This is a genomic window from Streptomyces sp. NPDC048659 (assembly GCF_040650575.1).
Taxonomy (GTDB): Bacteria; Actinomycetota; Actinomycetes; order Streptomycetales; family Streptomycetaceae; genus Streptomyces.
Map to the genome: position 1 here is coordinate 78264 of NZ_JBEZHM010000030.1, position 21796 is coordinate 100059.

General features: G+C 72.9%; 18 protein-coding genes. 15 read left to right on the forward strand and 3 right to left on the reverse strand.

The window, feature by feature from the left end; genetic code table 11:
• The first annotated feature begins 37 nt into the window (after positions 1–37).
• Positions 38–1597 (forward strand): PucR family transcriptional regulator, encoded by a 1560-nt coding sequence (locus AB0C99_RS22795; protein WP_362477865.1) that lies wholly within the window; start codon positions 38–40, stop codon positions 1595–1597.
• 27 nt (positions 1598–1624) lie between these two features.
• On the opposite strand, the gene AB0C99_RS22800 is transcribed toward AB0C99_RS22795, so the two are convergent.
• On the reverse strand, positions 1625–2230 hold the full coding sequence (locus AB0C99_RS22800) for a hypothetical protein (protein WP_362477868.1): 606 nt from the start codon (positions 2228–2230) through the stop codon (positions 1625–1627).
• Between the two features lie 164 nt (positions 2231–2394).
• Here AB0C99_RS22800 and AB0C99_RS22805 point away from each other — a divergent pair, with 164 nt between their 5' ends.
• The 4 genes from AB0C99_RS22805 (at position 2395) to AB0C99_RS22820 (ending at position 6698) form a co-directional block, all read left to right on the forward strand.
• Positions 2395–3606: a helix-turn-helix transcriptional regulator gene (locus AB0C99_RS22805; RefSeq protein WP_362477871.1), complete on the forward strand. Its 1212-nt coding sequence runs from the start codon at positions 2395–2397 to the stop codon at positions 3604–3606.
• 78 nt (positions 3607–3684) lie between these two features.
• A complete protein-coding gene (locus AB0C99_RS22810; protein WP_362477873.1) occupies positions 3685–4842 on the forward strand; it encodes an acyl-CoA dehydrogenase family protein in 1158 nt (385 codons plus the stop codon).
• A 4-nt stretch (positions 4843–4846) separates the two neighbouring features.
• Positions 4847–5719 (forward strand): acyl-CoA thioesterase II, encoded by an 873-nt coding sequence (locus tag AB0C99_RS22815; RefSeq protein ID WP_362477876.1) that lies wholly within the window; start codon positions 4847–4849, stop codon positions 5717–5719.
• 19 nt (positions 5720–5738) lie between these two features.
• Positions 5739–6698 carry a cation diffusion facilitator family transporter gene (locus AB0C99_RS22820; protein ID WP_362477879.1) on the forward strand — a complete coding sequence of 320 codons (960 nt, stop codon included), beginning with the start codon at positions 5739–5741 and terminating at the stop codon, positions 6696–6698.
• A gap of 115 nt (positions 6699–6813) precedes the next feature.
• Here AB0C99_RS22820 and AB0C99_RS22825 read toward each other — a convergent pair whose 3' ends face one another.
• Positions 6814–7596 carry a phosphatase gene (locus AB0C99_RS22825; protein WP_362477881.1) on the reverse strand — a complete coding sequence of 261 codons (783 nt, stop codon included), beginning with the start codon at positions 7594–7596 and terminating at the stop codon, positions 6814–6816.
• Positions 7597–7851: 255 nt separating this feature from the next.
• Complete coding sequence (locus tag AB0C99_RS22830; RefSeq protein WP_362477883.1) at positions 7852–8448, reverse strand: TetR/AcrR family transcriptional regulator; 597 nt, start codon at positions 8446–8448, stop codon at positions 7852–7854.
• Positions 8449–8554: 106 nt separating this feature from the next.
• On the opposite strand from AB0C99_RS22830, the gene AB0C99_RS22835 reads away from it, so the two are divergent.
• From AB0C99_RS22835 to AB0C99_RS22880, 10 genes are all read left to right on the forward strand, one after another.
• Positions 8555–10162, forward strand: a complete 1608-nt coding sequence (locus AB0C99_RS22835) for a carboxyl transferase domain-containing protein (RefSeq protein ID WP_362477885.1) — start codon at positions 8555–8557, stop codon at positions 10160–10162.
• A 23-nt stretch (positions 10163–10185) separates the two neighbouring features.
• A complete protein-coding gene (locus tag AB0C99_RS22840) occupies positions 10186–12174 on the forward strand; it encodes a biotin carboxylase N-terminal domain-containing protein (RefSeq protein WP_362477887.1) in 1989 nt (662 codons plus the stop codon).
• Positions 12171–13106, forward strand: coding sequence for a hydroxymethylglutaryl-CoA lyase (locus AB0C99_RS22845; RefSeq protein ID WP_362477890.1), 936 nt, complete (start codon positions 12171–12173; stop codon positions 13104–13106). Before AB0C99_RS22840 ends, AB0C99_RS22845 begins: the two co-directional genes overlap by 4 nt.
• A 2-nt stretch (positions 13107–13108) precedes the next feature.
• Positions 13109–14269, forward strand: a complete 1161-nt coding sequence (locus AB0C99_RS22850; RefSeq protein ID WP_362477891.1) for an acyl-CoA dehydrogenase family protein — start codon at positions 13109–13111, stop codon at positions 14267–14269.
• 206 nt (positions 14270–14475) lie between these two features.
• Positions 14476–15528 carry an ABC transporter substrate-binding protein gene (locus AB0C99_RS22855; RefSeq protein WP_362477894.1) on the forward strand — a complete coding sequence of 351 codons (1053 nt, stop codon included), beginning with the start codon at positions 14476–14478 and terminating at the stop codon, positions 15526–15528.
• Positions 15529–15531: 3 nt separating this feature from the next.
• Positions 15532–16410 (forward strand): siderophore-interacting protein, encoded by an 879-nt coding sequence (locus AB0C99_RS22860; RefSeq protein ID WP_362477896.1) that lies wholly within the window; start codon positions 15532–15534, stop codon positions 16408–16410.
• 191 nt (positions 16411–16601) lie between these two features.
• Positions 16602–18062, forward strand: a complete 1461-nt coding sequence (locus tag AB0C99_RS22865; protein WP_362477899.1) for an aspartate aminotransferase family protein — start codon at positions 16602–16604, stop codon at positions 18060–18062.
• Positions 18049–19326 carry a lysine N(6)-hydroxylase/L-ornithine N(5)-oxygenase family protein gene (locus tag AB0C99_RS22870; RefSeq protein WP_362477901.1) on the forward strand — a complete coding sequence of 426 codons (1278 nt, stop codon included), beginning with the start codon at positions 18049–18051 and terminating at the stop codon, positions 19324–19326. Before AB0C99_RS22865 ends, AB0C99_RS22870 begins: the two co-directional genes overlap by 14 nt.
• Positions 19323–19862, forward strand: coding sequence for a GNAT family N-acetyltransferase (locus AB0C99_RS22875; RefSeq protein ID WP_362477904.1), 540 nt, complete (start codon positions 19323–19325; stop codon positions 19860–19862). Before AB0C99_RS22870 ends, AB0C99_RS22875 begins: the two co-directional genes overlap by 4 nt.
• Complete coding sequence (locus AB0C99_RS22880; protein ID WP_362477907.1) at positions 19859–21640, forward strand: IucA/IucC family siderophore biosynthesis protein; 1782 nt, start codon at positions 19859–19861, stop codon at positions 21638–21640. The genes AB0C99_RS22875 and AB0C99_RS22880 overlap by 4 nt, the downstream gene beginning before the upstream one ends.
• The last annotated feature ends 156 nt before the right edge of the window (positions 21641–21796 follow it).

Below are 21796 nucleotides of genomic sequence, written 5' to 3' on the forward strand. Positions count from 1 at the left end.
CACTGTTCACCTGTCAGCTGTGCGAAAGGTCCAGGCCGTGCCCGCACCGGAGCCCGCCCCGCCCACACCCCCCGTCCCGCTGACGGCCCTGCTGGCCCGCGCCGAGCTCGGCCTGCGGCTGCTGGCGGGCCCCCGGGAGGCCGCGCTGCACTGGGTGCACACCTCCGAGATGGCCGACCCGTACCCGTACCTGCTCGGCGGCGAGCTGCTGATGACGGCGGGCGTGCAGCTCAGCGACCCGGCGCGCTATGTGGCCCGGGTGGTCGAGGCGGGGGCGGCGGCGCTGGGCTTCGGCGTGACCCCGGTGTACGACACGGTGCCCGCGGCCCTCGTCGAAGCCTGCGAGCGGCACGGCCTGCCGCTCCTCGAAGTGCCGCCCGCGACCCCCTTCACCGCGGTCGCGCGCGCCCTGTGGCGGCTGATGGCCGAGGCCCGCACCACGGAGCTGCGCCGGGTCAGCGAGGCCCAGCGGTCGCTGGCCGCCGCCGCCGCCCGGCCCGCCCCGGTCCCGGCGGTGCTGAGCGCCCTCGCGGCCCGGCTCGGCGGGCGGGCGGTCCTCCTCGCGCAGGACGGCACGGAGTCGGCGTCGGCCGGCCGCGAGCTCCCGGCCGGCGCGGCCCGCGCCCTCGCCGACCTGGCCGGGGTGGTCGGCCCGCGCCCCGGCGGCCCGGCGACGGCGAGCGGCGACGGGGCGGGGCTGCGGCTCACCGCGTACGCGCTGGGCGGCGAGAACAACCTGACCCTCGGCGTGGCGACGGAGGCGCGCGAGCCGGGCGACCACACGATCGCGGGGGTGGCGGTCGTCCTGCTGTCCCTGCTCACCGCCCCGCACCGGGCGGCCGACGTGACGGCCCGGGACACCGCCCTGACCCGCCTCCTGCTGGGCGCCGCCCCGGCCGAGGCGCTCGGCCCCGGCCCCTGGACCGTGGTCCACGCCCGGGGCGGCGACGGCACCCCGTTCGCGGCGACGAGCCTGGCGGCGGCCCTGGGCACCCCCCTGATGGACCCGGGAGCCGACGACGGCGGGGAGGGGTCCGGGGGCGGAGCGGGGGTGGGGGTGTCCGGACGTGGCGGCGCCCGGAGCGAGCGAAGCGAAGCGGAGGACGCAGTCCGGACACCCCCACCCCCGCGGAGCCCGCGGACCCCGGGGACCCCGCAGGACCAGGAGACCCCCGTCCGCCTGGTCCTGCCGCCCACCGCCCCGCTCACCCCCCAGCCCGGCTGGACCTTGGGCGCCGCCGCCCCCGCCGCACCCGACGCCCTGACCGCCGCCGACGCCCAAGCGGCCCGCGCCCTGCGCCGCGCCGAGGCGACCCGGACGCCCCTGGTGCGGCACCGGGCCTCGGGCCTGGCCGGGCTGATGGACGAGGACGAGGCCGCCGCGTACGCCCGCGAGCTCCTCGCCCCGCTGACCCCGCCGCTCGCCGAGACCCTCCGGACCTGGCTGTCGCTGCACGGCAGCTGGGACCGGACGGCGACGGCGACGGGCCTCCACCGCAACACGGTCCGCCAGCGCATCGCCCGCTGCACGGCGCTCCTCGCCCGCGACCTGGACGACCCTGACGTACGGATGGAACTGTGGTTCGCCCTCAGATGAGCCGGACGGACCGGAGAGGCCAGGGGATCACCACAGCTTGTTGACGGCGGTGGTGGCCGTGGTCTTGAACCCGGCCAGCGGCGCGTCCTTCAGGTCGCCCATCTGCCCCCACCGCACGAAGGTGACGGTCTTGCCGTCGCGCCCCACGGCGAACAGGTGGATGTCGGTGTTGCCGACCTGCGGGTCGGCGGTGTCCAGGCTGTAGACCCAGGCGCCCTCCTCCACGGCGAGCTTGCCGTGGAAGGCGCTGACGGCCTTCAGGCCAGGGTTCTGCTTCTCCAGCACCGGGCCGCAGCCGGCGAGGGAGGTCCGCAGCGTGTCGACCAGCTTCACGGCCTCGGCCTCGGTGCGGGCGACCGTGGTGATCTGGACGCCGTTGGTGTCGAGCTCGGTGCGGAACTCGCGGTAGCGGCTGTTCTGCGCCGGGATCTTGTACGGGGCGCAGAGGGCGCCGCCGTTCTCCGGGACGCCGCCGAAGACCTGGGTCGCGGTCCACGGCGTCGCCGACCGGGGCATCTGGGAGGCGGCGAGGAAGGCGGGCTGGGCGGCGGCCTGCGCCGGGGCCGTGGCGAGGGCCGCGAGGCCCAGGGCGGCGGTGGCGCAGGCGGCGAAGGCGGTACGGAGCTTGCTCATGCTGGTGGATCCCCCGTCGGGTGGTTCGGTCGATTGCCCCACCAGCGTCGGCCCGCCGCCCGGCGCCCCGCAACGCTCTCGCGCCGTCCCCCGTCCCGGAACCATTCCACCCCCGCTGACGTGCAAGAACGTGAAGGGTGGGACGCAGGGCCGAGGGGGATGGAATGCCGAAGGACGCCGCCGTCGAGGAGTTCGCGCGGCTCGTGCGCGCGCTGAAGGCGCGCGACGGGAGGAGCTACGAGGCGCTGGGGAGGCGGCTGAGCGTCAGCGCGTCCACCCTCCACCGCTACTGCTCCGGCGCGACCGTCCCCGAGGAGTTCGCCGTGGTCGAGCGCCTCGCCCTGCTGTGCGGGGCGGACGAGGAGGAGCGGCGGGCCCTGGAGACGGCCTGGACCCGCGCGGACGCGACACGCCGCCCCCCGGCGCCGGAGCCGGGCGCGGCGGACGGCGCGGCGGGCGACGCGACTAGCGGCGCGGAGCCCGGACCCGACCCGGAGCCCGCGCCCGAGCCCGCACCGCCCGCCCCCAACCCCCCGCCCGAGCGGCGGAGGCGCCGGTGGGGCCGGGTGGGCGTGATCGCCGGGGCGCTGGCGTCCGTGGCGGCGGTGACACTCGGCGCCGTACTCCTGCCCGGGACGGCCCGGAAGGGGACGGCCACGCCCCAGGCGAAGGCATCGGCGACGGCGACGGCGACGGCGACGGCGACGAAGTCCCAGTCGCCCCCCGCCCCCACACCACTCCCACTGACCTGGACGGTCGCCTCCGACCTCTGGCAGAACGGCTGCGGCCACACCTACCTCGTGGACCGGACGCCCCCGCCCCCGCCGGAGCCGGCCGACGCGCGGCGCTGGGCGGCGGCGCGGGGGGCCGTGGACGGCGGGGAGACGCTGGTGCGGGTGTCGGTGCAGGGCAAGGGCGCGGCGGCGGTGGTGCTCCAGGCCCTGCACGTGCGGGTGGTGGACCGGGGCACGCCGCCGTCCTGGGCGGCGTACCGGATGGACGGCGGGTGCGGCGGCGCCGTCACGCCGCGCCGCTTCGAGGTGGACCTGGACCGGCCGCGTCCGGTGGCGCGGTCGCTGGACGGCTACGACGCCTCCGGGCAGGAGGGCAGGACGCTCCCGGCGGTCTCCTTCCCGTACGCCGTCAGCGTGACCGACCCGGAGGAGCTGCTGGTGTCCGCCCGGACGGCGGGGTGCGACTGCCGCTGGTATCTGGAGCTGGAGTGGAGCTCGGAGGGGCGCCGGGGCACGGTCAGGATCGGCGACGAGTCCGGCGCGCCGTTCCGGACGAGCGGGGCGGCCGGCCGCCCCTCGTACACGTACGACTCCACCCGCCGGACCTGGATCACAGACCCGGAGTCTGGACAGGCCGGGTGACCGCTGGGTAACTTCAATCAGGACACACTGAGCAAGCGCTTAGCCAGCCGGCCGCCCGCACACCGGAGGAGACGCACCGTGCGCCGTACCGTATTCAACGAGGACCACGAGGCGTTCCGGGAGACCATCCGCGCCTTCATCGAGGCCGAGGTCGTCCCGGTCTACGACGAGTGGTTCGCGGCCGGCCAGGCCCCCCGCGACTTCTACGACAAGCTCGGCGAGCTCGGCATCTTCGGCATCAACGTGCCGGAGGAGTTCGGCGGCGCCGGCCTGGACACCCACAAGTTCGAGGCCGTCCTCTACGAGGAGACCTCCCGCGCGGGCGTCCAGTTCGGCGGCTCCGGCGTGCACGTGCTGCTGGCCCTCCCGTACATCAAGATGCTCGCCACCGACGAGCAGAAGAAGCGCTACCTGCCGAAGTTCGTCACCGGCGAGGAGATGTGGGCGCTCGCCATGACCGAGCCGGGCACCGGCTCCGACGTCGCGGGCATGAAGACCACCGCCAAGCTCTCCGAGGACGGCACCCACTACGTCCTCAACGGCGCCAAGACCTTCATCACCGGCGGCGTCCACGCCGACCGCGTGATCGTCTGCGCCCGCACCTCCGCCCCCTCGGCCGAGGACCGCCGCTTCGGCATCTCCCTCTTCGCCGTGGACACCAAGTCCGAGGGCTACTCGATCGGCCGCAAGCTGGACAAGCTCGGCCTGCGCACCTCGGACACCGCCGAGCTGGCCTTCGTCGACGTGAAGGTCCCCGTCGAGGACCTCATGGGCGAGGAGGGCAAGGGCTTCTCCTACCTCGGCCACAACCTGGCCTCCGAGCGCTGGGGCATCGCCTTCGGCGCCTACGCGCAGGCCAAGGCCGCCATCCGGTTCGCCCAGCAGTACGTCACGGACCGCACGGTCTTCGGCAAGACGGTCGCCTCCTTCCAGAACACCAAGTTCGAGCTGGCCGCCTGCCAGGCCGAGGTCGACGCCGCCGAGGCCGTCGCCGACCGCGCCCTGGAGGCCCTGGACGCGGGCGAGCTGACCCCCGCCGAGGCCGCCAGCGCCAAGCTGTTCTGCACCGAGGTCGCGCACCGCGTCATCGACCGCTGCCTCCAGCTGCACGGCGGCTACGGCTACATGAACGAGTACCCGATCGCCCGCCTCTACGCCGACAACCGCGTCAACCGCATCTACGGCGGCACCAGCGAGATCATGAAGTCGATCATCGCGAAGTCGATGGGCCTGTAAGTAGGTGCCCGAACCGCACACGGCACTGGATGCCCTGCTCGATCTGCTCGACCCGGAGCGGATCGAGCGGGACATCTTCCGGGGCGAGTCCCGCCGGTCGATCGTCCCCCGCGTCTTCGGCGGCCAGGTGGCCGCCCAGGCGCTGGTGGCGGCCGGCCGCACGGTCCCGCCCGACCGCCTCGCCCACTCCCTCCACGCGTACTTCCTGCGCGCCGGGGACCCGGGCGCGCCGATCGTCTACACGGTCGACCGCATCCGCGACGGCCGCTCCTTCACCACCCGCCGGGTGGTCGCCGTCCAGCACGGGCAGCCGATCTTCCACCTCTCCGCGTCCTTCCAGACGTACGAGGAGGGCCTGGACCACCAGACGGACATGCCGCCCGCCCCGGACCCGGAGTCCCTGCCGACCGCGGCCGAGATGCTGCCCCGCCACCTCCCCGCCGAGGTCGCGAGCCGCCTGATCGAGGCCCGCGCCGCCGTGGACCTCCGCTACGCCGAGGTCCCCCCGTGGGGCACGGTCGGCCGGCCCCGCGAGCCCCGCTCCCAGGTCTGGTTCCGCGCCAACGGCAAACTGGCCGACGACCCCCTCCTGCACATCGCCCTCGCGACCTACGTCTCCGACATGACGCTCCTCGACTCCGTACTCCTGGCCCACGGCCGGGGCGGCTGGGCCGTCGGCGACGTCGTCGGGGCGTCCCTGGACCACGCCATGTGGTTCCACCGCCCCTTCCGGGCCGACGAATGGCTGCTGTACGACCAGGAGTCGCCCACCGCCTCCGGCGGCCGGGGCCTGGGCCAGGCCCGGATCTTCACCCAGGACGGCCGGCTCGCCATCTCGGTCATCCAGGAGGGTGTCGTTCGCGTCCCGCGCCCATGACCGGACATACCGTCCGATCATGGCGGAGAACGGCGAGAGCACCTTCACAGTGATCGTGGCGGCGATGGCCAACCTCGGCATCGCCGTCGCCAAGGCCGTCGCCGGTGTGATCAGCGGCTCCAGCGCGATGCTGTCGGAGGCGGCGCACTCCCTCGCCGACACCGTCACCGAGTTCATGCTGCTGACCGCCCTCAAGCGCAGCGAGAAGCCCGCCGACGAGGACCACCCGCTCGGCTACGCCAACGAGCGCTACGTCTGGGCGATGCTCGCGGCCGTCGCCACCTTCGTCGGCGGCGCCGTCTTCTCCCTCTACGACGGCATCCACACCCTCGTCGAGGGCGAGGAGGTGGGCGACCCCCTGATCTCGTACATCGTCCTGGGCGTCGCCTTCCTCCTGGAGGGCTTCAGCCTGCGCACCGCCGTCAAGCAGGTCCAGGCCGAGGCGAGCCGCATGCGAACCCCCTTCTCCCGCTACCTCCGGCTGACCCCCGACACCACCGTCAAGGCGGTCGTGATGGAGGACTCGGCCGCCCTCGCCGGACTGCTGCTCGCGGCGGGCGGCCTGCTGGGCGTCGAGATCACCGGCTCCAGCGTCTGGGACGGCGTGGCGTCCATCCTCATCGGCCTCCTCCTCGTCTACGTGGCCTGGGTGCTGGGCCACGCCAACGCCGAACTCCTCATCGGCCGCCCGCTCCCCCGCCCCATGCGGCAGGGTGTCCGCGAAGAACTGCTCGCCGTGGACCACGTGGTCGGCGTCCTGGACCTGACGACGCTGATCCAGGGCCCGGACGAGGTGATGATCGCGGCGAAGGTCGACTTCCGCGACGTGTCCACCGCCGCCGACGTGGAACGCGCCTGCGAGACGGCCGAGGCCCGCCTCCGCGCCCGCTTCCCGGCGATCCGCCGCGTCTACCTCGACCCGACCCCGGGCCGCACCCAGCAGCCGGACGCGAGGGGGCCGGAGCCGGAGCGGGGGTAGAGGTGTCCGGACGTGGCGGCGCCCGTAACGAGCGAAGCGAAGTGAAGGTCGCAGTCCGGACACCTCTGCCCCCGCGGAGGTTCCGGCCCCCGCCCCACCACGGGTTTCGGCCGGCTCAGGCCGTGAGGCCCGCCGCGTCCAGCACGTACGCCGTCATCGGCTCGTAGAACCGCGGGTCCACCACGTGGTCGTCCAGCGGCACCGTGACCTGCATGGTCCCCTCCGCCTCCGCCAGGAACAGCGCCGGGTCGTTGCAGTCCGCGTACCCCACCGAGTCGATCCCCCGCTGCGCCGCCCGCCCGGCCCACCCGTGGTCGGCGACCACGAGGTCCGGCGCGGCCTCGCCGGACGCGGCCAGCGCGTCCAGGACCGCGTTCATGGGCTCCGGCGAGTGCGTGTGCCACAGGCTGGCGCCCCGCTCGAAGACGGCGACGTCGGCGAACTGCACGACGTACCCCTCGTCGGCGGTCAGCCCGCCGGGGATCCGCACGATGTCGCAGCCCCGGGCGCGCAGCGCGGCGGCGACCCGGCTGTGGGCGTCGATCAGGGCGCCGGGGTGGCCGGTCGCGAACAGCACCCGCTCCTTGGCCGCGGCGGCCTTGGCGAGCCGGGCGGCCATGCGGTCCAGGGCGCCGACGGTCAGCTCGGGGTCGATGGTGTCCTGCCCGGCGCGGTGCGCCGGGTCGTCGACGACGCCGCAGCGCTCGGCCATCACGGCGAGCACGTCCTGCTCGTCGGTCCAGCGGTCGCCGAACTCCAGGCCGAGCCAGTAGTGCCGGTCGCCGTTGGCGAGGCTGCGGTAGTGCGCCAGGTTGTTGTCGCGGGGCGTGGCGACGTCGCCCGCGATGCGGGTCCGGACGAGGTGCTCGACTAGGGCGGGGCGGCTGAGTATCGGCATGGGGGCCATTGTGCCGTGACGGGGTACGGGCGCGCCTGGAACCCGGCGCCCTACGGGGTCCGCGTCCGGAACCCGGCGCCCGGCGAGGCGCGGGCGCGCCCGGAACCCGGTGGCCGACGGGGTACGGGCGCTCCGCGGGGGCAGGGGGTGTCCGGACTGCGACCTCCGCGTCGCTTCGCTCGCTCCGGGCGCCGCCACGTCCGGACACCCCCTGCCCCCGCTCCGCACCCGTACCCCTCCCCGCCGTCGTCGGCGTCAGGCCAGGGAGCCGAAGGCCCCGTGGGCGAGCGCGCGCAGGAGGCGTTCGGTGTCGGTGCGGCCCAGCGGAGCGCCGAGGTGCGGGGTCGAGTTGAGGAGGCCGAAGACGGCGTGGACGGCGGCGCGGGCCTCGGGTTCGGGGGCGGCCGGGTACAGGTCGCGGACGACGGCGACCCAGAGCTCGACGTACTGCCGCTGGAGCTGCCGGACCCGCTTGCGGTCCTCGTCCTTGAGCCGGTCGAGCTCGCGGTCGTGGAGGGTGATCAGCGGCCGGTCGTCGAGGGCGAAGTCGATGTGGCCGTCGATGAGGGAGCCGAGGAGGGCGCGGGGGTCCCCGGCGGACTCGGCGACCCGCAGCCGGCCGCCGTCGAGGAGGCGCTCGCTGATGCCGACGAGCAGCTCGGCGAGCATCGCGTCCTTGCCGGGGAAGTGGCGGTAGAGCCCGGGGCCGCTGATGCCGACGGCTGCTCCTATCTCGTCCACTCCCACGCCGTGGAAGCCGCGCTCGGCGAAGAGGCGGGCGGCCTCCTTGAGGATCTGCTCGCGTCGCGTCGGGGCGTCGGTCCGTCCGGTCGGGGTCGGCGTCGTGGTCATGGATTCGATTCTAGACAACCCCGTTAGCGCTCGTTAACCTGAAGCCCTACGCGTTAACGCTCATTAACCAAGCGGACCGAGTGGACCGAGCAAGGGAGCTCGACGGATGCAGCAGGCACCTGTGCTGACGAGTGCGGCGGACCCCGCCTCGCCGGCCTGGCAGGCCAACGAGGCGGCCCACCACGAGCTGGCCGCCACGCTCCGCGCCAAGCTGGCCGCCGCCGCGCTGGGCGGCGGCGAGAGGGCCAGGGCCCGGCACACCGCGCGCGGCAAGCTGCTGCCCCGGGACCGGGTGGACACCCTGCTCGACCCGGGCTCGCCCTTCCTGGAGCTGGCCCCGCTCGCGGCGAACGGGATGTACGGCGAGCAGGCCCCGGCGGCCGGGGTGGTCGCGGGCATCGGCCGGGTGAGCGGGCGCGAGTGCGTGATCGTGGCGAACGACGCGACCGTCAAGGGCGGCACGTACTACCCGATGACGGTGAAGAAGCACCTGCGGGCGCAGGAGGTGGCGCTGGAGAACCGGCTCCCCTGCCTCTACCTGGTGGACTCGGGCGGCGCGTTCCTGCCGATGCAGGACGAGGTGTTCCCGGACCGGGAGCACTTCGGGCGGATCTTCTACAACCAGGCCCGGATGTCCGGCGCGGGCATCCCGCAGATCGCGGCGGTCATGGGCTCGTGCACGGCCGGCGGGGCGTACGTGCCGGCGATGAGCGACGAGGCCGTGATCGTCCGGAACCAGGGCACGATCTTCCTCGGCGGCCCGCCGCTGGTGAAGGCGGCGACCGGCGAGGTCGTGACGGCGGAGGAGCTCGGCGGCGGCGAGACGCACTCCCGGATCTCCGGCGTCACCGACCACCTCGCGGAGGACGACGCGCACGCCCTGCGGATCGTGCGGAACATCGTGGCGACCCTCCCGGAGCGCGGCCCGCTGCCCTGGGCGGTGGAGCCGGCCGAGGAGCCGAAGGTGGACCCGGCGGGGCTGTACGGGGCGGTGCCGGTCGACTCGCGGACGCCGTACGACGTGCGCGAGGTGATCGCCCGGGTCGTGGACGCCTCCCGCTTCCAGGAGTTCAAGGCGGAGTACGGGCAGACGCTGGTCACCGGCTTCGCCCGGATCCACGGGCACCCGGTCGGCATCGTCGCCAACAACGGCATCCTGTTCGCGGAGTCGGCGCAGAAGGGCGCGCACTTCATCGAGCTGTGCGACCAGCGCGGCATCCCGCTGGTCTTCCTTCAGAACATCACCGGCTTCATGGTCGGCAAGGCGTACGAGCACGGCGGCATCGCCAAGCACGGCGCCAAGATGGTGACGGCGGTGGCCAGTACGCGGGTGCCCAAGCTGACGGTGGTGGTGGGCGGTTCGTACGGCGCGGGCAACTACTCGATGTGCGGCCGGGCGTATTCGCCGCGCTTCCTGTGGATGTGGCCGAACGCCAAGATCTCGGTGATGGGCGGCGAGCAGGCCGCCTCGGTCCTCGCCACGGTCAAGCGCGACCAGCTCGGCGACGCGTGGAGCGCCGAGGAGGAGGACGCCTTCAAGGCGCCGATCCGCGAGCAGTACGAGACGCAGGGCAGCGCCTACTACGCCACCGCCCGGCTCTGGGACGACGGGGTCATCGACCCCATGGAGACCCGGCAGGTCCTCGGCCTCGCCCTGACCGCCTGTGCCAACGCGCCCCTGGGTGACCCCCAGTTCGGCGTCTTCCGGATGTGAAGGGCCCCCAGGAGATGCAGCAGATGTTCGACACCGTCCTCGTCGCCAATCGCGGCGAGATCGCCGTCCGGGTCATCCGCACGCTGCGGGAGCTGGGCGTCCGCTCGGTCGCCGTCTACAGCGACGCGGACGCCGACGCCCTGCACGTACGGGAGGCGGACACGGCGGTGCGGATCGGGCCGCCGCCGGCCGCCGAGTCGTATCTGAGCGTGCCGGCGCTGCTCGACGCGGCCCGGCGCACGGGCGCGCAGGCCGTGCACCCGGGGTACGGGTTCCTCGCGGAGAACGCCGGGTTCGCACGGGCGTGCGCGGCGGCGGGCCTGGTCTTCATCGGGCCGTCCGCCGAGGCGATCGCGCTGATGGGCGACAAGATCCGGGCCAAGGAGACGGTGAAGGCGGCGGGCGTGCCCGTCGTGCCGGGCGCCGCCGACCCCGACATCGTGGACGCCGCCCGGGAGCTGGGCGCGCCGGTGCTGCTGAAGCCGAGCGCGGGCGGCGGCGGCAAGGGGATGCGGCTGGTGCGGGACCTGTCGGTCCTGGAGGAGGAGATCGCGGCGGCGCGGCGCGAGGCGCGGTCCTCGTTCGGCGACGACACGCTGCTGGTGGAGCGCTGGATCGACCGGCCGCGGCACATCGAGATCCAGGTCCTGGCGGACGCGCACGGCAACGTGGTGCACCTGGGCGAGCGGGAGTGCTCGCTGCAGCGGCGGCACCAGAAGGTCATCGAGGAGGCGCCGAGCGTCCTGCTGACACAGGAGCTGCGGGCGTCGATGGGCGCGGCGGCGGTGGAGGCGGCGCGGTCCTGCGGTTATGTGGGCGCGGGCACGGTCGAGTTCATCGTGCCGGGCGGCGACCCCTCGGCGTACTGCTTCATGGAGATGAACACCCGGCTCCAGGTGGAGCATCCGGTGACGGAGCTGGTCACGGGCCTGGACCTGGTGGAGTGGCAGCTGCGGGTGGCGGCGGGCGAGCCGCTGGGCTTCGCGCAGGAGGACGTGCGGCTGGACGGCTGGGCGGTGGAGGCGCGGATCTGCGCGGAGGACCCGGCGCGCGGCTTCCTGCCCTCGGGCGGCACGGTGCTGGCGCTGCGGGAGCCGCGGGGCGGCGGGGCGCGGACGGACTCGGGGCTGAGCGAGGGCACGGAGGTGTCCTCGCTGTACGACCCGATGCTGTCGAAGGTGATCGTGCACGCGCCGGACCGGGCGACGGCGCTGCGCCGGCTGCGGGCGGCGCTGGCGGAGACGGTGACGCTGGGTGTGCCGACCAACGCGGGCTTCCTGCGCCGGCTGCTGGCCCACCCGGACGTGGTGTCGGGCGAGCTGGACACGGGTCTGGTGGAGCGGGACGCGGGGTCCCTGATCCCGGAGGGCGTGCCGGAGGAGGTGTACGCGGCTGCGGCGGCGGTGCGGCTGGCGGGTCTGGCGCCGGTGGCGCGGGACGGCTGGACGGATCCGTTCTCGGTGCCGAGCGGCTGGCGGCTGGGCGGGACGCCCGCGCCGACGGCGTTCCCGCTGCGGGTGCCGGGGCAGGAGCCGGTGACGGTGGAGGCGCCCGCGCACGCCACGGTCGCCGACCGGTCGGTCACCGTCACCGTGGACGGCGTCACCCACCGCTTCCACCGGGCGGGCGGCTGGCTCGGCCGGGACGGCGACTCCTGGCAGGTGCTGGACCACGACCCGGTGGCCGCGGCGCTGTCGGGGGCGCGGCACGGCGGGGCGGACACGCTGGCCGCGCCGATGCCGGGGACGGTGACCGTGGTGAAGGTGGCGGTCGGCGACGAGGTGGTGGCGGGGCAGAGCCTGCTGGTGGTGGAGGCGATGAAGATGGAGCACGTCATCTCCGCCCCGCACGACGGCACGGTCACCGAGCTCGACGTCACTCCGGGCACGACGGTCGCGATGGACCAGGTCCTGGCGGTCGTCGCCCCGCGCGAGGAGCCCGCGAAGCCCGACGAGCCCGCGCGGCCCGAGGCGTCCGCGAGGCCCGACGAGAAGGTGGAGGAGACGGCATGAGCGGTCTGCCGATGCGGGTGGCCGATCCGGCGCTGCCGGCCCGGGTGCGGATCCACGAGGTGGGGCCCCGGGACGGGCTGCAGAACGAGAAGACGGTCGTCCCGACGGCGGTGAAGGCCGAGTTCGTGCGCCGTCTTGCGGCGGCGGGCCTCTCGACGGTCGAGGCGACGAGTTTCGTGCACCCGAAGTGGGTGCCCCAACTCGCGGACGCGGAGGAGCTGTTCCCCCTCGTCTCGGGCCTCCCGGCGCGGCTGCCGGTGCTGGTGCCGAACGAGCGGGGGCTCGACCGGGCGCTCGCGCTGGGCGCCCGGCACGTCGCCGTGTTCGCGTCGGCCACCGAGTCCTTCGCGAAGGCCAACCTGAACCGGACCGTGGACGAGGCCCTCGCGATGTTCGAGCCGGTGGTGACCCGGGCGATAGAGCAGGGCCTCACGATCCGCGGCTATCTGTCGATGTGCTTCGGCGACCCCTGGGAGGGCGCCGTGCCGATCGGGCAGGTCGTGCGGGTGACGAAGGCGCTCGCCGAGATGGGCTGCGACGAGCTGAGCCTGGGCGACACGATCGGCGTCGCCACCCCGGGGCACGTCCAGACGCTGCTGACGGCGCTGAACGAGGCGGGGGTGCCGACCTCCCGGCTCGCGGTGCACTTCCACGACACGTACGGGCAGGCCCTGTCCAACACGCTCGCCGCGCTCCGGCACGGCGTGACCACGGTCGACGCGTCCGCGGGCGGCCTCGGCGGCTGCCCGTACGCGAAGAGCGCGACCGGCAACCTGGCCACCGAGGACCTCGTGTGGATGCTCGACGGCCTCGGCATCGAGACCGGGGTCGACCTGGCCGCCCTCACCGCCACCAGCGGGTGGATGGCCGAACAGCTGGGGCGGCCGAGTCCGTCCCGTACCGTCCGCGCGCTCTCCCACAAGGAGTCCTGAGCATGTCCCTCGACCACCGGCTCTCCGAAGAGCACGAGCAACTCCGCCGCACTGTCGAGGAGTTCGCCCACGACGTCGTCGCCCCGAAGATCGGCGACTTCTACGAGCGTCACGAGTTCCCGTACGAGATCGTCCGCGAGATGGGCCGCATGGGCCTGTTCGGGCTGCCGTTCCCCGAGGAGTACGGCGGGATGGGCGGCGACTATCTGGCGCTGGGCATCGCGCTGGAGGAGCTGGCCCGGGTGGACTCCTCGGTGGCGATCACCCTGGAGGCGGGGGTCTCGCTGGGCGCGATGCCGGTCTTCCGCTTCGGCACCGAGGAGCAGAAGCGCCAGTGGCTGCCGAAGCTGTGCTCGGGCGAGACGCTGGGCGCGTTCGGCCTGACCGAGCCGGGCGCCGGCTCGGACGCGGGCGGCACCCGCACGACGGCCGTCCGGGACGGCGACGACTGGGTGATCAACGGCTCGAAGTGCTTCATCACCAACTCCGGTACGGACATCACGGGTCTGGTGACGGTGACGGCGGTGACCGGGCGGAAGCCGGACGGGCGCCCGCTGATCTCGTCGATCATCGTGCCCTCGGGCACGCCGGGCTTCACGGTCGCGGCGCCGTACTCGAAGGTCGGCTGGAACGCCTCGGACACCCGTGAGCTGTCCTTCCAGGACGTGCGCGTCCCGGCGGCGAACCTGCTGGGCGAGGAGGGCCGGGGCTACGCGCAGTTCCTGCGGATCCTGGACGAGGGCCGGGTCGCGATCTCGGCGCTGGCGACGGGGCTGGCGCAGGGCTGTGTGGACGAGTCGGTGAAGTACGCGAAGGAACGTCACGCCTTCGGCCGCCCGATCGGCGACAACCAGGCGATCCAGTTCAAGATCGCCGACATGGAGCTGCGGGCCCACATGGCCCGGGTCGGCTGGCGGGACGCGGCCTCGCGGCTGGTCCTGGGCGAGCCGTTCAAGAAGGAGGCGGCGCTGGCGAAGCTGTACTCGTCGACGGTCGCGGTGGACAACGCCCGCGAGGCGACCCAGATCCACGGCGGCTACGGCTTCATGAACGAGTACCCGGTGGCGCGGATGTGGCGGGACTCGAAGATCCTGGAGATCGGCGAGGGCACGAGCGAGGTCCAGCGGATGCTGATCGCGCGGGAGTTGGGCCTGTCGGCCTGACCCGTACGCGCGCGGCGGAGCCCGTCGGTCCCTTCGGGGCGGCGGGCTTCCCGCTGTTCCCGGCCGCTTCCGGGCCGATTCCGAGCCGCCTCCGGGCCGCTCCCGGGCCGCTTCCGGACCCGCCCCTGTCGGTCCTGATGAGGTTAGGCTAACCTACCTTCGTCTACCCCCGGCCGACCCCGGCTCGTACCGAAAGCGACTTCGCCATGCCCAGCACCGCCCGAGCCTCCCTCCTCACCCGCCGCGGCCTGATCGCCGCGGGCGGCGCCCTCGGGCTCGTCGCCACGCTCACCGCCTGCGGTGGCAGCGACGCGAAGGGCGGCGACGCGCCCGCCAAGGCCGCCGAGAAGTCCGGCCCGTGGAAGTTCACCGACGACCGGGGCACCGTCGTCGAGGCGAAGAGCACCCCGAAGAACATCGTCGCCTTCACCGGCACCGCCGCCGCCCTCAAGGACTTCGGCGTCGAGGTCAAGGGCGTCTTCGGCCCGACCACGGTCAAGGACCCGAAGACCGGCGCGGTCACCGCCGACGTGCAGGCCGGCGACCTCGACATCAACAAGGTCAAGGTCATCGGCAACGTCTGGGGCGAGTTCAAGACGGAGGAGTACCTCAAGCTCCAGCCCGACCTGCTCGTCACCGACATGTGGGAGAAGAACGACCTCTGGTACGTCCCGGCGGAGCAGAAGGACAAGATCGCCAAGATCGCGCCGAGCGTCGCCCTGTGGGCCGCCGACAAGACCATGCCCGAGGTCCTCCAGCGCCACGCCGACCTCGCCGCCTCGCTCGGCGCCGACGTGAACACCGAGCAGATCAAGAAGGACAAGGCCCGCTTCGAGGCCGCCGCCGAGCGCGTCCGCAAGGCCGCCGCCGGCAAGAAGGACATCAAGGTCCTGATCGGCTCCGCCTCCCCGGACCTCTTCTACGTCTCCACCCCGGTCCGCCCGACCGACACGCTCTTCTTCCAGAGCCTCGGCGTCAACATCGTGACGCCCACCGGCCTGGACCAGGCCGGCTGGTTCGAGGGCCTGAGCTGGGAGAACGTCGACAAGTACAAGGCCGACGTCATCATGCTCGACAACCGCAGCTCGGCCCTGCAGCCCGAGGCCCTGAAGTCGAAGCCCACCTGGGCCGCGCTGCCCGCCGTCAAGGCCGGCCAGGTCATCCCCCGCGTGACCGAGCCCATCTACTCGTACGCCAAGTGCGCCCCGCTCCTGGAGGACCTGGCCAAGGCCCTCGAGAACGCCAAGAAGGTGTCCTGACCCATGACGCACGCCGAGACCGCCCCGTTCCAGTTCTTCAGCCTCCAGGTCGACCGGACCCGGCGGCTCGGCCCCACCCTGGTCCGCGTCACCTTCACCGGTGAGGACCTGAAGGGCTTCGCCGCCGGGGGCCGCGACCAGTCGCTCTCGCTCTTCCTGCCGCACCCGGGGCAGGACGCCCCGGTCCTGCCGCCGCTGGACGACCCGGACATGTACGCGATCCTCGGCGCCTGGCGGGCCATGCCGCACGACGAGCGGGCCGTGATGCGCTCGTACACCGTCCGCGAGCAGCGCCACTCCCCCGTGCCCGAGATGGACATCGACTTCGCCGTGCACGAGGACGGCGGGCCCGCCTGCCGCTGGGCCCAGCACGCGAAGCCCGGCGACCGGGTGGTCGTGCTCGGCCCGGCGGTCGCCGACAACACCGGGGTGCGCTTCCGGCTCCCCGAGGACGCGGACTCGGTGCTGATCTGGGGCGACGAGACGGCCCTGCCCGCCGTCTCCGGGATCCTGGAGTGGCTGCCGGCCGAGACCCGCGCCCACGTCTACCTCGAAGTCCCCTACTCCGGCGACCGCATGGAGCTGGCGACCGAGGCCGACGCGACGATCACCTGGCTGGTACGGGAGGAGGGCGCGCCGTCCGCCGTCGAGGCCGTGACGAGCGCCGAACTCCCGGGCGAGGCCCCGTACGTGTGGATCGCGGGCGAGTCCGGCGCGGTGAAGGCGCTGCGCCGGCACTTCGTGCGGGAGCGCGGTCTCGACCGGCGGCGGGTCACCTTCGTCGGCTACTGGCGCAAGGGCCTCTCGGAGGACTCCCTGCGCGAGGTGCCGGACGAGACGGTCCAGGACGCGGAGCGGGACGGCACCCCGACGGCGGTGTAGCCGCGCCGTCCCGGGAGCGCCGGGAGCGCCGTACCACTCGGCACCCTTCGGCATCCTCGATCCCCCCACAGGGCCGACGGCCCCTCAACCCTCGCGGGTTGGGGGGCCGTTGTTGTGCGTGGTCATTAGGTTAGGCTAACCTTACTTTCGCCTTGACCGACCGTGTCCCCCAAACCCGGAAGGGCCCCCACATGCGTTCCCACCTGCTCAACGACACGACGGCGGAGTCATACCGACGCTCCGTCACCGAAGGAGTGGAGCGGGTGGCGAGGAAACTCGCCACGACGCGCGGCCCGTTCACCGGCGTCACACCCGCCGAACTGGCTCCCGTCGTCGACGCCGTCGACCTCGACCGGCCGCTCGGTGACGCCTCCGCCGTCCTCGACGAGCTGGAGGACGTGTACCTCCGCGACGCGGTCTACTTCCACCACCCGCGCTACCTCGGGCACCTCAACTGCCCCGTGGTCATCCCCGCCGTCCTCGGCGAGGCCGTGCTCTCCGCCGTCAACTCCTCCCTGGACACCTGGGACCAGAGCGCAGGCGGCACCCTGATCGAGCGCAAGCTGATCGACTGGACCACCGGCCGGATCGGCCTCGGCCCCGCCGCCGACGGCGTGTTCACCAGCGGCGGCACCCAGTCCAACCTCCAGGCGCTGCTGCTGGCCCGCGAGGAGGCCAAGGCCCCGGCCGGCCTCTCCGGCCCCGCCGACCTGGCGAAACTGCGGATCTTCTCCTCCGAGTGCAGCCACTTCAGCGTCCAGAAGTCGGCCACCCTCCTCGGTCTCGGCGCCGACGCCGTCATCTCCATCCCGGTCGACCGCGACAAGCGGATGCAGTCCGTCGTCCTCGCCGCCGAGCTGGAGGCGTGCCGCGCCGAGGGCCTGGTCCCGATGGCGATCGTCGCCACCGCCGGCACCACCGACTTCGGCTCCATCGACCCGCTGCCCGAGGTCGCCGCCCTGGCCGCCGAGTACGGCGCCTGGATGCACGTCGACGCCGCCTACGGCTGCGGGCTGCTCGCCTCCCGCACCCGCCGCGAGCTGCTGGCCGGCATCGAGCGGGCCGACTCGGTCACCGTCGACTTCCACAAGTCCTTCTTCCAGCCGGTCAGTTCCTCGGCCCTGCTGGTCCGCGACGGCGCCACCCTGCGCCACGCGACCTACCACGCCGACTACCTGAACCCGCGCCGGGCGGTCACCGAGCTGATCCCCAACCAGGTCGACAAGTCCCTCCAGACCACCCGCCGCTTCGACGCGCTCAAGCTGTGGATGACCCTGCGCGTGATGGGCGCCGACGGTGTCGGCGAGCTCTTCGACGAGGTCTGCGACCTGGCCCGGGCCGGCTTCGAGCTGCTCGCCGCCGACCCGCGCTACGACGTGGTCGTCGAGCCGCAGCTGTCCACCCTGGTCTACCGCTACATCCCCGAGGCCGTCACCTCGCCCGAGGAGATCGACCGCGCCAACCTCTACGCCCGCAAGGCCCTGTTCGCCTCCGGCGAGGCCGTGGTCGCGGGCACCAAGGTCGACGGCCGCCAGTACCTGAAGTTCACCCTGCTCAACCCCGAGACGACCGTGGCCGACATCGCCGCCGTCCTCGATCTGATAGCCGGCCACGCCGAGCAGTACCTGGGAGAGAACCTTGTCCACGCCTGAGACGACCTACGACTTCATCGGCATCGGTCTCGGTCCGTTCAACCTCGGCCTGGCCTGCCTGACGGAGCCCATCGACCAGCTGAACGGCGTGTTCCTGGAGTCCAAGCCGGACTTCGAGTGGCACTCGGGGATGTTCCTCGAAGGCGCCCACCTCCAGACCCCGTTCATGTCGGACCTGGTCACGATGGCCGACCCGACCTCCCCGTACTCCTTCCTGAACTACCTGAAGGAGAAGGGCCGGCTCTACTCCTTCTACATCCGCGAGAACTTCTATCCGCTGCGGACGGAATACAACGACTACTGCCGCTGGGCCGCCGCGAAACTCTCCAACGTGCGCTTCTCCACCACCGTCTCGGCCGTCGCCTTCGACGAGGCCGCCGAGGAGTACGTGGTGGCCACCGAGTCCGGCGAAACGTTCCGCTCCCGCCGCCTCGTACTCGGCACCGGCACCCCGCCGCACATCCCCGACTCCTGCGCGGACCTCGGCGGCGACTTCCTCCACAACTCGCGCTACCTCCCGAACAAGGAGGCGCTGCAGCGCAAGAAGTCGATCACCCTGGTGGGCAGCGGCCAGAGCGCCGCCGAGATCTACTACGACCTCCTGAGCGAGATCGACGTCCACGGCTACCAGCTCAACTGGGTGACCCGCTCCCCGCGCTTCTTCCCGCTGGAGTACACCAAGCTCACCCTGGAGATGACCTCCCCCGAGTACGTGGACTACTTCCACGCCCTCCCCGAGGCCACCCGCTCCCGCCTGGAGACCGCGCAGAAGGGCCTCTTCAAGGGCATCGACGGCGAGCTGGTCGACGCGATCTTCGACCTGCTCTACCAGAAGAACCTGAACGGCCCGGTCCCCACCCGCCTGCTCACCAACTCCGCGCTGCGCACCGCCGCGTACGACGAGGCCACCGGGAGCTACGCGCTCGGCTTCCGCCAGGAGGAGCAGGAGAAGGACTTCACCGTCGAGACCGAGGGCCTGATCCTCGCGACCGGCTACAAGTACGCCGTCCCCGCCTTCCTGGAGCCGGTCAAGGACCGTCTCCGCTGGGACACCCAGGGCCGCTTCGACGTGGCCCGCAACTACTCGATCGACACGACGGGCCACGGCGTCTTCCTCCAGAACGCCGCCGTGCACGCCCACTCGGTCACCTCGCCCGACCTGGGCATGGGCGCGTACCGCAACGCGTACATCATCGGGGAGATGCTGGGTTCCGAGTACTACCCCGTCGAGAAGACCATCGCTTTCCAGGAGTTTTCGGTATGACCGTGTCGATACGCCCGCTCGATCCGCTCAAGGACGCGGAGCTGATCCACCCGTGGGTCACCCACCCCAAGGCCGCCTTCTGGATGATGCAGGACGCGAAGCTCCAGGACGTGGAGCGCGCCTACATGGAGATCGCCGCCCACCCGCACCACGACGCCTTCATCGGCCTCGTGGACGGTGCGCCCGCCTTCCTCATGGAGCGCTACGACCCGGCCGAGGCCGAGCTCGTCGGCCTCTACGAGGCGCAGCCCGGCGACGTCGGCATGCACTTCCTCGTCGCGCCGACCGACACCCCCGTGCACGGCTTCACCCGCCTGGTGATCACCGCCGTGATGCACGAGCTGTTCGCCGACCCGGCGACCGCCCGCGTGGTCGTCGAGCCCGACGTCCGCAACACCGCCGTGCACGCGCTCAACGCCGCCGTCGGATTCGTTCCGGAGCGGGAGATACAGAAGCCCGAGAAGGCCGCGCTGCTGAGCTTCTGCACCCGCGCCCAGTTCGAGGCCGCCACGGCCGCCACGGGAGCCACCGCATGAGCGCCTTCGCCGACCCCGTCGCCCACCTCACCCCCGAGCGCTGGGCCGACGCCAACCGGGCGCTGATCCGCAAGGGCCTCGCCGAGTTCGCCCACGAGCGGCTGCTCGACCCGCAGGAGCTGGGCGAGGGACGCTACCGGGTGCTCAGCGACGACGGGCGCACCGAGTACCGCTTCACCGCCGACCGCTTCGCACTGGACCACTGGCAGATCTACCCGGACTCGATCAGCTGCCACCGGAGCAGCGAGCAGCTCCCGCTGGACGCGCTGCGGTTCATCACCGAGCTGCGCGGCGCGCTGGGGCTGAGCGACGAGATCCTGCCGGTCTACCTGGAGGAGATCTCCTCCACCCTGGCCGGCACGGCGTACAAGGCGACCAAGCCGCGGGTGACGGCCGCGGAGCTGGCGCGCGCCGACTTCCAGGCGATCGAGACGGGGATGACCGAGGGCCACCCCTGCTTCGTCGCCAACAACGGGCGGCTCGGCTTCGGCGTGGACGAGTACCGGGCGTACGCCCCGGAGGCGGCGTCCCCGATCCACCTGGTGTGGCTGGCCGCGCACCGCGAGCGCACCACGTTCACGGCGGGCGCCGGGATCGAGTACGAGACCTTCGTGCGCGCGGAGCTCGGCGACGCGGCCGTGGACGGCTTCGCGGCCGTCCTGGCGGCCCGCGGCCTGGACTTCGCGGACTACCTGCTGGTGCCGGTGCACCCGTGGCAGTGGTGGAACAAGCTGTCCGTCACCTTCGCCGCCGAGGTGGCCCAGCAGCGGCTGGTGTACCTGGGCGAGGGCGACGACGCCTATCTGGCGCAGCAGTCCATCCGTACCTTCTTCAACACGGCCGACCCGGCGAAGCACTACGTCAAGACGGCCCTGTCGGTCCTCAACATGGGCTTCATGCGCGGCCTCTCGGCGGCCTACATGGAGGCCACCCCGGCCATCAACGACTGGCTGGCGGGCCTGATCGAGTCGGACTCCGTCCTCAGGGCGGCCCGCTTCTCGATCATCCGCGAGCGCGCGGCGGTCGGCTACCGGCACCTGGAGTACGAGGCCGCCACCGACCGCTACTCGCCCTACCGCAAGATGCTGGCGGCGCTGTGGCGCGAGTCGCCGGTGGCCTCGCTGGGCGAGGGCGAGCGGCTGGCCACGATGGCCTCGCTGCTGCACGTGGACCACGCGGGGGCCTCGTTCGCGGGCGCCCTGGTCAAGGAGTCGGGCCTGGCCCCGGCGGAGTGGCTGCGCGGCTACCTCGACGCGTACCTGCTGCCGGTGCTGCACTGCTTCTACGCCTACGACCTGGTCTACATGCCGCACGGCGAGAACGTGATCCTGGTCCTGGACGAGAAGGGCGCGGTGGCCCGCGCGGTGTTCAAGGACATCGCCGAGGAGATCTGCGTGATGGACCCGGACGCGGTCCTGCCGCCGGCGGTGGAGCGGGTGCGCGCCGAGGTCCCCGAGGACATGAAGCTGCTCTCGGTCTTCACGGACGTCTTCGACTGCTTCTTCCGTTTCCTGGGCGCCACGCTGGCGGCCGAGGGGACGGTGCCGGAGGACGAGTTCTGGCGCGCGGTCGCGGACTGCGTGAAGCGCTACCAGGCGGCCAACCCGGCCCTTGCGGACCGCTTCGCCCAGTACGACGTGTTCGCGGAGACCTTCGCGCTGTCGGCCCTCAACCGCCTCCAGCTCCGCAACAACCGCCAGATGGTGGACCTGGCGGACCCGTCGGCGGCGCTCCAGCTCGTCGGCGACCTGGTGAACCCGATCGCCCGGTTCGCCTGAGCCCCACCCACCCCACGGCCCGGCGCGGGCCCCGGCGGAGTACGGTCCTCCGCCCACCATGCCTGCGCAACAAGGACGGCGAGCGCTTCATGGAGAAGTACGCGCCGGTCATGAAGGACCTCGCGTCCCGTGACGTCGTCTCCCGCTCCATCTACA